Annotated in this window: 11 protein-coding genes and 2 pseudogenes; 2 read left to right on the top strand and 11 right to left on the bottom strand. The window is 50.8% G+C overall.

The window, feature by feature from the left end; all coding sequences use genetic code 11:
• Positions 1-109 precede the first annotated feature (109 nt).
• The 11 genes and pseudogenes from ACSOSI_RS09460 to ACSOSI_RS09410 all read right to left on the bottom strand — a co-directional run bounded on the left by ACSOSI_RS09460 (position 110) and on the right by ACSOSI_RS09410 (position 10,888).
• A complete protein-coding gene (locus ACSOSI_RS09460; RefSeq protein ID WP_126481745.1) occupies positions 110-457 on the bottom strand; it encodes a ParB N-terminal domain-containing protein in 348 nt (115 codons plus the stop codon).
• 45 nt (positions 458-502) lie between these two features.
• On the bottom strand, positions 503-994 hold the full coding sequence (locus tag ACSOSI_RS09455; RefSeq protein WP_126481743.1) for an Hcp family type VI secretion system effector: 492 nt from the start codon (positions 992-994) through the stop codon (positions 503-505).
• A gap of 3 nt (positions 995-997) precedes the next feature.
• A complete protein-coding gene (locus ACSOSI_RS09450) occupies positions 998-2,683 on the bottom strand; it encodes an OmpA family protein (RefSeq protein ID WP_476706947.1) in 1,686 nt (561 codons plus the stop codon).
• Positions 2,683-3,420, bottom strand: coding sequence for a type VI secretion system protein TssL, short form (gene tssL, locus ACSOSI_RS09445; protein WP_476706946.1), 738 nt, complete (start codon positions 3,418-3,420; stop codon positions 2,683-2,685). Before tssL ends, ACSOSI_RS09450 begins: the two co-directional genes overlap by 1 nt.
• Complete coding sequence (gene tssK, locus ACSOSI_RS09440; protein ID WP_126481739.1) at positions 3,417-4,766, bottom strand: type VI secretion system baseplate subunit TssK; 1,350 nt, start codon at positions 4,764-4,766, stop codon at positions 3,417-3,419. Before tssK ends, tssL begins: the two co-directional genes overlap by 4 nt.
• A gap of 18 nt (positions 4,767-4,784) precedes the next feature.
• Positions 4,785-6,332: a type VI secretion system contractile sheath large subunit gene (gene tssC, locus ACSOSI_RS09435; protein WP_126481737.1), complete on the bottom strand. Its 1,548-nt coding sequence runs from the start codon at positions 6,330-6,332 to the stop codon at positions 4,785-4,787.
• Positions 6,333-6,366: 34 nt separating this feature from the next.
• Complete coding sequence (gene tssB / locus ACSOSI_RS09430; RefSeq protein ID WP_126481735.1) at positions 6,367-6,864, bottom strand: type VI secretion system contractile sheath small subunit; 498 nt, start codon at positions 6,862-6,864, stop codon at positions 6,367-6,369.
• 718 nt (positions 6,865-7,582) lie between these two features.
• Positions 7,583-7,849 (bottom strand): annotated as a pseudogene (locus ACSOSI_RS09425) (hypothetical protein); the annotation flags it as partial.
• Between the two features lie 2 nt (positions 7,850-7,851).
• Positions 7,852-8,037, bottom strand: a pseudogene (locus ACSOSI_RS09420) (IS3 family transposase); the annotation flags it as partial.
• A gap of 388 nt (positions 8,038-8,425) precedes the next feature.
• Positions 8,426-9,010 carry an inovirus Gp2 family protein gene (locus ACSOSI_RS09415; protein ID WP_258534204.1) on the bottom strand — a complete coding sequence of 195 codons (585 nt, stop codon included), beginning with the start codon at positions 9,008-9,010 and terminating at the stop codon, positions 8,426-8,428.
• 444 nt (positions 9,011-9,454) lie between these two features.
• Entirely contained in the window at positions 9,455-10,888 is a 1,434-nt protein-coding gene (locus ACSOSI_RS09410) for a YfjI family protein (protein ID WP_126481731.1), read from the bottom strand.
• 1,097 nt (positions 10,889-11,985) lie between these two features.
• On the opposite strand from ACSOSI_RS09410, the gene ACSOSI_RS09405 reads away from it, so the two are divergent.
• Positions 11,986-12,333, top strand: a complete 348-nt coding sequence (locus ACSOSI_RS09405; RefSeq protein WP_126481729.1) for a hypothetical protein — start codon at positions 11,986-11,988, stop codon at positions 12,331-12,333.
• Between the two features lie 310 nt (positions 12,334-12,643).
• Positions 12,644-13,120, top strand: coding sequence for a hypothetical protein (locus tag ACSOSI_RS09400; protein WP_262209556.1), 477 nt, complete (start codon positions 12,644-12,646; stop codon positions 13,118-13,120).
• Positions 13,121-13,360 lie beyond the last annotated feature (240 nt).

Raw genomic sequence — 13,360 nt, 5'->3', positions numbered from 1 at the left:
CAGACTCAGGACACGCTACCGCCCATCGCCGTTAACCGAGGCGCATAAGGTTTTTTAACAACAGGAGTATGCGGCTCCACAGAGAAACCGCATACCGGACAATCAGAGACTATTTGCGTTTGAGTCTTTCTTTCGCTGGTACAACTTGTTCATATTTTGTTGCCCCCCACCCATTGCGGAATCCGGGAAATCCCACTTTTTTCCAGTTAAGCTTTATTTTTTTCTTTTCAATACACGCGGCCACAAAGCGATGTTGCCCATCCATGATATAAATCACACCCATTGAGTCCTGCCAGACATTGATAGACAACTCTGCTCCACTTTGTATTTGGGCCCTTTTCTCAGCTACGACTGATGGAATAACTGCCTGCTGTGCCGGCTGAGGTATGCCGGTATTGCTTGCCAATGACTTACCTGTCGGGTCATACCCAATTGATGCACAATCGAAATAGTCCAAAACACGCTCCTAATAAAGGCAGAGATAATCTGCCTTTCAGTTAAACTAGGCGGTTGCTCGTTCATTCCAGGAGTCAGAATGAATGATGTTGCCGTCTTTATAAGTCCAGGTGATTTTTTCGTAGCGCAGTTCGATTGTTTCTAGATGATTGTGCTTCTCTTTGGACGCATCTTTGATGTCGTACATCAGCGGTGCCACTCTGACCAACTTCACGTTTTCCAGTTTGGTGTTGAAGTACTCCACTTCCTGGCCGGCGTCGTTGATTTTGTACCACTTGAATTCTGCAGATTTTAGGGTCTGCCCAGTGGTCACAGCTTTGTACAGATAGGGGCTGGATGAGTCGATTTCCTTAGTAAACAGGAACGGCATATGAATGCGGGTCCCGGTCAGCTTGCCGGTGTTATTATCGGTCGGGATGTACAGGTTGTGCTCCTGAGCAACCACTTCGATGCTGCCTTCACGATCTTTCACATCCACGGAACCTTTAATGTCCGCACCACCGTCGTCTTTCAGCCAAAGATAAACAGGAATTGCCATGTGTTACTTCTCCATTTCGTTTTTTGATACGTCACCATCCAGTGATGACGTCAGGGTGTTGCCCGGTATCCGGCAAGCATCTGCCTGCGGTACCAGACTGATTTCGACACGCCGGTTAAGCGTACGGCCTTCCGCGGTGTCGTTCGTGGCAACAGGGCGGCTTTGGCCATAGCCCTGCACCGCAAAACAGCTTTCCGGCACATCGCCGGTATCGCGCATCCAGTTACGCACCGATTCGGCACGTTTCAGGGAAAGCGTCTGGTTGAGTTCGGTACTGCCGGTATTATCAGTGTGCCCGCTGACCACAATCAGCCAACCCGGTTTGGCTTTGATACCCACCAGGGAATTCACCAGCACTTTGGTCGAGCCCGACTTCAGATCCACTTTGCCCGAATCGAACAGCGACATGCTGTCGAGGCGGATAATTTTCGGTACCGGCTTCAGCTTTGGTTTTGGCGGTGGTGGAGGCGGGACCCAGGTGTCAATCGCCTGCTGGACACGCAGCCACAAGTGCTCCCCCGTATAGAGACCCAGACCATAACGCTGCGGCTCGCCCTGGCGCTGCCAGCGCTCCAGCAACAGCGCATCCTGCTGCAGGGCATGCAGTGACTGTGCTTTAGGAACATAGTGCGTCATCGGGATGGCGTACCAGCGCTGCAGGTTCGAACTGACCCGGCCGATAAGAGACTGGTTATGCATGACGGACAGACCTGTTGCTACCAGCGAGCAAAGCAACAGAATAATGACCACCCGGCGCCCGGTTTTGCCCCCCTGCAACGGCATGGCAAAAGGTTCCAGCAACGGCAGTACCGGATCGGCAAAATGCCACAACGGGGGATAAGAGATGACCTGCGGCGGCGGCAGCAAGGTTGTATGGCGAAAAAGCCACTGCGGCCACATGGCGTCAGAAAGGGCTCTGATCGCTCCACTGCGCAGCACCAAGGCAAAGGGTACCACTGGCGGGCAGAGGCGGTCCGGTTTCGACAGCTCATCCATGACCACCTGCTGTAGCAGGCTCATCGCCTGAGCCAGATACGACAGGCGGGTCACGCTCTCCGGTCGTTGACGCCATTCATCCAGCGTCAGGGCAGATTCATCAGCCGGGCAGACCAGAGACGTTTTTCCCCTGACCACAATCCACGGCGTTTCGGGGCCTGAAAACTCCCCCGTCAGCACCACCGGTGGTGTATACCCGGAAAGGTTTTTCAGCTGTTTCATCTGTTGACGCACGACTTTCAGGGACGCCCGCAGTTGTCCTTCGTCCACATGTAAATCCGGCAGGAAGCGGAACATAACAACCAGTTGCCCGGCCATTCGCGGTTCACGAAGCAGTAATTTTTCCGCAAAAGTGCTCAGGCTCTCCGATGCCCCCACCTGCAGATAACAGCCCTGCGCGGTGGTACGGCACGTTCCATCAGCAAACAGGTTGTCACTGAGAGAGCCACAGACCAGCAAAACGGGTCCGGTAAACCCTTCAGGTGGATAAACTCCGCTTTCGTCCTGTACTTTAGCAGGGCACTGACGCCGATAGTGTCTGCGCGTTATCAGCAACGCCGCGATGCAGACTGCAACCGTCAGACCACCTTTCAGCAGTGCGGCGACATTCAGAAATCCCCAAATTAGCCAGAGTATCGCAGCAAGACAAATCAACACTGGAAAAAGCGCCCTGAGCTGCACAGAACTTCGCATCAGTGCAACTCCGGCAGTTGCTGATGAAGCAGATCCTGTAACCACAGGTGACCACCGATCCAAACAGCGGCGGTCAGCACCATGGCCAGGATTATCCAGCACCATACAGAACGCAGGAGGTTGTAACGGTGTTTACCGGTCTTATGGACCACCAGAGACACGCCGGTTTCCAGCGGGGGAACACGGGCATTCAGGGAGGCCAGGATCTCCTCACGCTGTTCCTGCCCCCCCCCGGTCAGACTGAACTGCCCCTGAAAACCCAGTGCCAGCACCCGCTGGTAGCAGGCCAGGACCGCCGGTACCGGAGAGGGCTGACGTAAAACCTCCGCAATACGGTCATACAGCGCACCTCCGGCACGCAGCGAGCCGAAGTAACGTGCCTGTAACGGCGCAGCACGCCAGGCTTTCGCCCCTTCATCCGTGTCCATTTGCTGTAGCACGTCGTTGCCTGAGCGTCGTTCAGACCCGGAACCAGACGTATCGGATCCAGACGAAGCCACCGCTGGCTTACGGTTCATCACCGCTTCATCCAGCAGCGCACATTGCGCATAGGAAATATGCGTGATGCTCTCGCTGTCGTACCCGGCATGCTCCAGTGCTTCCCTGACGCTCTCCACCTGCGCACAACAGTTTTTATAGAGCGCCTGACCATCGGGCGCTCTGGCCCCATGGCGCAGCTGCGCCACGGTAAGCCAGGTGTCCGCCATCAGGCTGTCGATATCGATATCGTTTCTCATGAGCGCAGCACCGCAAACAGTTCAAGCTCCAGTTCACCCAGCAGCGACGGCACATAGAACAGACAGACGCCCTGTTCCAGCATGTCGTGAGCCGCCCGACTCTCCATATCCAACACGAAATACTGGTTTTCCAGTCGTACCGGCAGCGCCGCAGGGACACGGCTCAACGGAATAAGTCCGATCCCTTCCATCGCCACACCGGAAATCTGCCCAACGTCATCCGGGGTTCCCACCATTGCCATTTCGGCAAACTTCTCGGCCACCTGCCAGGCCGGCAGAGTTGAGCGGACAGAAAGATAGAAGTCGGCTTCTTCGCGCAGACGGATATCGTGCAGTACAGCCTTCCAGGTCTGCTCGTCCTGGCGGATCATGTTCACCGCAATGACACGCGACGGCAGACTGGCTTCCAGCAATTCACTGATCAGTTCGAACAGCGGCGGGAAGGTGTTTTCCGGAGCCTGATGGTCATAACCCGGAATGGCATCGAGGTCGCGGTCCAGTGAAAAAGTCAGCATACTGCCGGCCAGACGTGCCAGCTCTGCCCACACCAGTTCAGGGTGGCGGGCCGGGAAACGTTCGAACTCGGACAGGACACGGGCGTGGGTGTTTAGCGCATTCAGCAGCCAGAACAGCGACACATCAGCCACGGCAAAATCAGCCATCCGCTCGTTACTTTCACGACGCATGGCCATCAGGCGCTGACGACGGGAGCGCAACTGGCGGTTGAGCAGCACCAGACGCTCGCACAGTACCTGGCTTGCGGAGAACAGGGCCATCGGTGGCACAAAGTCAGGATCCTGACGCCAGCCCCCCTGACCATCCCGTAACAAACGCGCCACAGCACAGGTCTGCCATGCATCGTTACTTTCATGGTCAAAGCGAAAGGCGAGGTTGAACCGGGCCACGGCCATCGGCTCTTCTTCCTGACCAAAAACATCCTGAATCGTTACCCACTCTTCCCGATAGCGCAGAGGACGCTCTGCAGGCACCGATTCTGTCTGGACATTGATAATGCCGGGTTGCATCACCGGCAACGCAACCAGAACGGTCACACTCTCCGCGCGGCCCGAAGCCGGCAGCACCACTTCCCGCGGCTCGGGTGGCAAATCGCTGTTTTGGGTGTCAACCAGTGTGCCATCCGGAAGCCACAGACGCAGTGTCTGCACCTGAACCCGACCAGAAGTCAGAAGTGCTTCATTGAGTTCGACCCGCTCCACGCCCCACGGAAAGGGACTGGTGAGTGAGGACAATCCTGCGCGGGAAAACGACTCCCACTCAGACTGCTGCTGAAACTGCTGAGGGGCCAGCAAGGCCCCTTCGTTCCATAACGGGCGATAAATTTTCATCCCTGATTTCCCCTCGCCTTACGCTTTCGCCTTCGGCATCTGGGAAACCAGAGACAGATTCACGTCCATGCCTTCCACCTGGAAATGCGGCACCGCATACAGTTTCACGCGGAAGAAGCCCGGGTTATCTTCGATATCTTCCACCATCACTTTCGCATCACGCAGCGGGTGAGACGCCTGCAGGTCGTCGCCCGGATCGGTCATTTCCGTCACCAGGCTGCGCACCCAGGTATTGAGTTCCAGCTCCAGCAGACGGCGGTCCTTGGTGGTGCCGATGTTTTCACGCTGAATAAGCTTCAGGTAATGCGCAATACGTGACAGCAGGAAGATATACGGCAGACGCGCGTTGATGCGGCTGTTGGCCGTCGCATCGGCGGTGTCATACAGTGCCGGTTTCTGGGTAGAGTTCGCCGAGAAGAAGCAGCTGTAGTCGCGATTTTTGTAGTAGGACAGCGGAATGAAGCCGAGGTTGGCGAATTCAAACTCGCGGGTTTCCGGGATCATCACCTCACTCGGGATCTTCACCTGATTGCCGGTGCCCAGATCGTAGAGATGGATAGGCAGGTCCTGAACGGCACCACCGGCCTGCGGACCACGAATTTGTACGCACCAGCCGTTGTTGATGAAGCTGCGCACCATGTTGGCGGCAAACGCAAACGAGGCATTGGTCCACAGGTATTTGTCGTGATCCGGGCCTTTCACTTCTTCGACGTAGTTGAAGCTGCGCACCGGCACGGTGTCCGGACCATAAGGCAGGCGCCCCAGCACACGCGGCATCACCAGACCGATATAGCGGGAATCGTCCGTCTCGCGGAAGGATTTCCATTTGATGTATTCGGCACGATCGAAGTAGTTGCCGATATCTTTGATCGCCGCCACGTCCTCCATTGTGTCTTTGAGGAAGAACTTAGGTCCAGCAGAGCCGATAAACGGCATGTGTGCTGTGGCAGACACTTTCGAAATATTGCGCAACAGGGCAACGTCCTGCGCAGACGCATCGAACTCGTAGGCGGAAATGAGTGCGGCAATCGGCTCTCCACCCGGAGAATCGTATTCTGCGGTATATGTGTGCTGGTATAATCCGCTCTGAATAATCTCCGGCGCGTCTTCAAAATCCTGACGCAAATCGTCCTTCGACAGGTCAAGCAGCTCGATTTTGACGTTCTGACGGAAGTCGGTTTTGTCGACCAGTGACTGCACCCCGCGCCACAGGGATTCTACCGACTGGAATGCCTCATGGTGCATGACCCTGTCCAACTGGCGGCTAATCTGATAATCCAGCTCCGCGATGTGGTGGTCAATCAGGGTTCTGTCCAGCTTCTCGACTTTTGAACCCGATTTAGTCAGGCATTCCAGAAAGACCTGCATCCCGGCAGTCAGACGCTCGTCAGCCGTGGCATCGGACATCGCCTGGTTATCCTGCCAGATATCCAGCGCACTCAACTCGGAGACCGGACTTAAGTTAATTTTTTCAAACAGGGAAGCATACACACCGCTCGCTTCCGGACGCTCCAGCACCACGCTCTCACCGCCAGCGGTATTCTCATTTTTTACAGACATCAGCATTTTCTCTTCGTTAATCCGTTAAACATCGCGACCGTTATGCTTGCTTTGGTGCCAGAGCAGACAGCTCACTGCGCAGTTCAGCGCTAAGCGTCGGGTCGAGCAGGATTTTTTCCAGCTCCTTGCGGAAAGCCTGGTTATCCAACAGGTTGGCCTTGAGGTCGCGGAGGAGATTGCGCATAGCAAGCATCACCTTCAACTGAGGTATCTGAGCGGCCACCTGTTCAGGCTCAAAGTCTTTCATCTGAGCGAAGGACAGGCTGATGTTCTCTTCGCTGCCGTCACCGGCCAGGGTGTTTTCAACGGAAAGATTTACGGAGGGAGAGAATTCGGCCAACACGCTGTCAAAATTGTTTTTATTAACGTTGACCTTTTCACGCTCAGACACCGGGCGTTGTTCCGTGCCGTTACTGTAATCCCCCACCACCATCAGCTTGAGGGGCAATTCGGTTTTCTTCTGGGCACCACCGGTGTGCAGATCGAGTTTTATGTTAACGCGAGCTTTGGGGATCTCGGACTGATAGGAGTTAGACATAGCTATCCCTGTTCTATGGAAGAATAGAAAAGGTCAATGCCACTGAGAAATTAATAAGAAAGGCTTACCTTGCCAAAACAACATCCCTGCTCGCGCCATCCGGCGCAAATCAAAACTGGGGTCAAAAGCGAGCGCATTCCATTCACTAGCGAGCATGACACAGTATTTTTAGGTCTTTATCTGAAAAGCGATGATTTCAGAATATTACCTATTGATTGGAGTGTAAAAACGTTAGCGTCATGATTGGAAATTAAATTTTGTAACAAATAATTACAATCAAGGAATTTAACAATAAAAGATCATCAAATTGATTTATAAGAACTTTCCCAGGCAGGCATCACAAACCGCATGGGATAAGGATGTGCAGCAAATGATCAATCAGACTTAAGGTCAACATTGAACACATTGCGACCGTTTTGCGAAAAAAGTCTGATTTTATAATTTATAAAAAAATGAGAGGCCGCGCATGACTGAATAAGCAAAAAGATAACGGTCCGTCTCAGTAGCAAGATTTCTGTCTTTCACTTAAATGATGTTTACTGATTTTCGCAGGGTGGGGCTCGAGAAGAAATCATTGGTTGTGCAATCTGGCTGAGAGCATCTGTTTACCACTCATCGCAGCGGTGCCAAGACGGCAGCATGTAGTTCATTCAACTGAAAAGTAGCTTTGCACACCGACGCATCCCCGGCCAACAGAAACTCAACTGTCACCAACGGATTAAAAATGAGCATTCCGCAGCCCGGGTAGCTCCCATCGCGCCAGAGGACTTATCCCCCACCACCTCAGTAGTTCGAAACCCAGCCCGTCCGTACATCTGCCGCATCAGCATCTTCAGGCGATTTACATGTCCTCGAAAACACCGTTACTCCATCTGCTACTAATGGCTTCACATATTGCGGCTGCATCTAACCCCATCTTGGTTGCAACACTCTAAAGCACAACAGAGCCACTTTCGCTGAGACTGGCGAACCGCCTGCTGATTTGGATTTCCAGAGGCGGTCGAACTCCACCTTCGCAAAATATGCGGAGGTCTGGCGCAAAATATCATTACTGCGCCGCAGTTTGCGGTACTCGCGCTCAATCTCCTTACGACACCGACGTTCGGTGATGGTGAACTCACCACCACCAGTATCCTGCTCCTGCAGGTGGATCCATGACTGGAGCGTCTCGGGGAAAACTCATTGTTCTTATCATCCTATTAACCTCTTTCAAGAAGTTTAATCTCTAGGGGATACCGGGGTGGCTCACACCGCTGTCGCAACCAAGATGTGCAAGGGAATTCCATCGCATTACCAGCGCAGGGTATATTTGCAGAGCAACGAATCATCCTCAGTCCCACCTCCCGCGTTATTATCGGCCAACGTCACAGGCGGTACGTTTTTGTTCCAGAGCCATTCTCCGTGCGTCTAAGTCATCACCAGATCCACTGCCGTGATGCATTCAATACGGTATTCAAGGCAATAAACCCAAAACCCATAAAACTGTCAGCAGCAAATACTCGTTATGCCATGCACCGTTCTACTCATCGTTAGCTGGCTGTAGATATCCCCCCCGACATTCCTACCCACGACTCGTCCCAATGGAACGATATCCGTCGTCGTAACACTTTGTATGGTCTTTTGCCAGGTAGTCCATACGTTTCAGCAGCGAGGTGACTTGCTCCATATAAAGGGGGGAATTTCTGTTCAGGTGAAAACATCCTTTTTCAGTTATGTTTACTAATGTTCTGTATTGCTGCCAGTTTAAGCCTATGGCACTACACCATGCCTGCTGAATTAACGCCGCTAAACTGTCATCTGAATCAAATTTCCCGGCACCATGGTAGAAATCCTTATTCAGCAGGAGTAAGGCGTGATAATGCTTACGGTGATTACACTCACCAATTTCACGCACCCACACATAACGTAATTGATTAATCCAGTTACGCCTCCAGCGTCGATTCTTCTTTTGACAATCCACTTTCAGCTTGGCCTTCAACGACTCGATAAAACGGGTAACCTCTTTATTCGACAATTCATATCGATAATCTTGAGGAAAACGCAAATCAACTCGCAAAGCTAAAGTGCGTGGAAACTCGCTCACAGCATCATGAATAACATCATAAAATGCCTGTTGATATTGAGGATTAAAGGAATACGCGTTCATTTTAAACACCATATTAAGCAACTCTCTCATTTAGCCAGACTGGTTTAATGAGCTATGTCATTTAGTAACCACTCATCCAAAGCATAGGCCTACACCTGCTTCAATGAATATCACACAACTATTTAATCAGACCATATACAGTGAGTATCACCAAGCAGCTGCCATTAACCACATGTCATCGTTAATACATCTACCAATCATACTCACGATACATTTATAGATTACCAACAGATTGGATTTATAGGGTAATTGGATAGGGGTATCAAACATATATAACTATACCGGCACCCCATTGTTTATTAATCATCTAATAATATACGCCACCACTGGCAAAAACCATGGAAATATTGAATACACGAAATAATTTCACTCTGAAATTAGTTTTGCGTTATTTTTCTATAATCCTCGGTCCAATTCTGCGACAATCGCAACGGTAGCAATGCATTAGTACACGAAAGCCAGCTTTTTTGTAAACGGATTGTTATCGAAACGGCGGTATGCACACACCATTCTTGCACCATTACGTGAATAATCAATTTCTATTGCCTCTTCCCTTTCAAGACTATCAATCACTCTGTCCAACAACTTTCCTTTTCGTAAAACGTTAGGCCCAAGGCGTCGTATATCATTATACCTGACATGATTTCGTCCTGTTCGTGAATACTCACGATCCAACCACGACAATAACAACGCTTCATAATAGCCATCTTCATTACCGAAAATATTTACAGCCTGTTGCATGTACCATTCACACAGCAACCATGCACTATCCACATAATGCCTTTTTATTTCCCCCTCTCCCTCCGAAAAGTAACTTAGTAGTGCAGCCAGTCGGGCAACGTTATTCGCCAACTTAGACGCAAAATCATTCATATTGGCATACTCTTCATCGGGACCGATACGACTCTCTATTTGATTGTAAACGTCTTCCCATGCATACTGAGCTGAAGGCTCAAATGATAAACATACCCGCTGAATTAATGCGTCATGCTCCACATCCTCTGCTAATATTTCATTTATACGCTGATAAAAATCATCTAAAAACCTTCTTTCGCTGGAATACTCTTTAATAAAACGCTCGCCCTGCGTGGTGAGGCGTTCATCAATCAATACCGGTAAGCAGCGCGCAAAAAAACCACTTCCACGCGCTCGTTCCCCCTGCCGTTTTAAATACAGATCAAACGGTTTTTTCTGCACCATAACTGACAGCGTGATACGCCCATTTTCTATCGTAAAGCTTGGTGTCGTTTTACGTTCAACATGAAAGCTGACACCATCCCACATTGAGTTAATAAAACTCAAATCATTCATTACCTTCCTGTCCAGAACATTAGCACCTTCATCAGCAATCAGCCCAGCATGTGGTGAGTGGTTATGCATCGCAATCTGCAAGGCTTCAGGTGTAACATTATTATAAATACGTTTAGGGGTTTTCGGTGGCTCAGGCTTTTCGGCCACTAACATCCGTAAACGCTGTGACAACGCATCGGTGCATTGATCTTTTATGGTTTTCTTCCTGATTAGGTTTAAAATCGCCTTTTGCTTTTCATGCCAGACTTTCTGCTCAATATCATAGTCTTTCCCCTTATCTTCAGATTGATTGATTGAACGCGTGTCATGCTCGTATAAAGGTTTGAGTACCATTCTGTCCACCGTTGTTTTTCTCTCACCAGAGTTCGCTATCACCAATAAAAACAGTGATACCGGAGAAACCACTGTATCATTAACCTTGATATCTATCAGGCCCTGACAAGATAATGACAAAGCACTCACCACCGATGATGCAATTAATGGAATTGGTGCCTGAGTACATTCGTTTACATCTAAGATGGTTTCACGCAATAGCTGCGGGAACGCATTTATTGGGAAGCGATTCATGATATTACCTGTTGGTTACGTTGTTTCAGAAGTTGACAATAAATCGCAATACCGGTCGCAAGTCAATATGAAAAGCAAAGAATCAAACCAATAAGAAAGCGTTGAATTAAATTAGTTCGCCTTATATTTTATTGGCAGATTTCATACGTGATTGGACTGTTCTGGAGTCGCGATTATCGATCATCCTTCTTTCTCATGAGGAAAAGAGACGAAAATCCCACAGGGGTAAATCATTTAAAGAAATCACGGTTATATACCACCTCAACGAATCCCTCCCTCCGTTTACTTCATCAGGCTATCTCCTCCGTATGTTTTTTGTATCGACATCTTTATGAAGCATCCCTCGGGCTATTCCCTTATCCGTCACTATCTGCGGTATTATCCGCACTCACTGCGACAGCAGTATTATTGCGTCCTCCTTATTAAGCGGCATTTTCAAAAAAATCTCACGCCTATATTCCCGGTATGCATATCCTACAGAACCACTGGTTTCTGCCTGTCCGCTGATTTATTTGGAGATATTGTCATGCCTTTCCTTTCTTACCGGATTCTTAAGCAACGGCGTCGGGCTGTCTTTTTTTCCTGGCAAACCCTGCGCAGTATTCTGCGCGCGCTCGGCACGCTGTTGACCCTGGCCGCACGTCTCTGGCTCATGCTACAACCCGGCGGGACACCGTTTCCATCACCCTCTAAATCGACCACTTCCCCCCGGCCCGTCCGTACACGGACCTGACAGGAGAGATGGGATGGACGGTACGTATCCTGTTCATCTCTTAGCTACCTGCAGCAGACAAAAGCATGTTAGTTCAAGGCGTTAAACGTTTCGGTATCCACACAGTTGCAGATAAGTGGATTGATCGTTTTCAACGATCGGTTTCGCGTCATTGATCTGCACAACCAATTATCTTTGCCCTTAGCACACCGTTAAGATCGGGCAGTGTGCCGTTTGGGCGCGGTCCGACGCCCAAAGGGCGGGCTGTTGGCCTGCCAACCTTTAGGGAAAGCCCCCCACGCCCCTTCACTGACAAACCTATATTCAGCATTAGCAATCAATGATGGCATCTGTTCATTTCACCCATATAAGGAGAATACGTTTCATGGATACCCCTTCACACAGCTCTGCTTCACGCCTCTCTCCAGCCCTGTTTGGCTGGGGCGTCGGTGCCTTACTTTTTTCCCTCCTGGTAGTGACGCGCAACTCGTCCGCGCAGGTGCTGGGTGCCGGCACCGGAGCGCTAATACTTGCCGTCATCGTCGGTACCCTGTTGGGCAGTCTCGGTGCATTGCTGGGGCAAGCATTACGCAACCTGGCAAGACCCGATGCGGTGTACACCACAGGGGGCTTTTTTAGTCTGGTTGGATTGCGCCTGTTCTGGGCCTGCGGTCCCCAGATTATCGGTCTGGCCGGTGGCGTGTTTTTGGGTATTGCACTGGTCCTGCACTGAAATGAATCAGCAAATGTATACGCGAGTGTTCTGTCTGGCGATGCTCTGCAGTCTGCTGTCGGCCTGTGGCGATGCGCTCAACCGCCTGAAAGGGGATTTTCTGAAAAGCTGTCTGCAATCTAGTGTGCCCGATTCGATTTGTCGTTGTACCTGGGACGGCATAGAGACCCACTATGGTAAAGAGACACTGTTGCGCATTGAACAAACACAACAATGGCCTGAGGGGTTCATGCAAAAAAGCGCCCGTCTCATGGCACGATGCCAAAGAAGTGAGAGCACGTACTCCAATGATGAATAAGGAAAGATAATCATGAAGATAAAAACCTGCCTGATAGGGGCAATCTGTTTCGGGCTCAATGCTTCAACCTGGGCCTTTGGTGAGGTGAACCACTGGTCCAGTGGCTGGGGACAAGGTACGACGGAATATGTCGTCAAGGGCAAGGGGCAGTCACAGTTTTACATCGGCTGTAACCCGGACAAAGCCATGCTTGTGATGTTTACCGACCCGACCGGCCAGTCTGTTGACAACTATGATGGGCTGACCCAAACCAGAACGTTTTCTGTTTCAGTAGATGGCGGTGAACCGATCGCCTTCAATGATGTGGTCTCGCGGGTTGGGGTAGACAACGTATACGTTGCCTGGGAGAAGTTGCGTAAAGGTAAGGCCGTGACGGTTACCGGTGACAAATTGCAGCCCGCCCATTTTACCCTGAACGGAGCCGGTAAGGTGCTCCCGGCCTTTGGGCAATCCGACTGCAAAATCGGTGCGGCTATCCCGGACGACTAAAATTGACAGGATCCGTCAGCAAGATGCTGCACGCTATTGCCGAATAATATTAATCAACGTGATGAACACAGGCCTCAGCCCTGCGAATGCAGGCTGAGGCCTGTGTCGTTATACCGTTGATGCATCCCCTCGTATTACTCCTCTGTTTATCCTCCTCCTACAACGCCGAGATCAGGACGCTACAGGTAAGAATAAAACCTTTAACGTCAAGCATGTAAGAAATTTCTTAGTAACCCTCTA

The sequence above is a fragment of the Serratia sp. AR11 genome (genome assembly GCF_056376275.1).
Note: the sequence above shows the minus strand (reverse complement) of the source record. Positions and strands in the feature narration are given on the sequence as shown.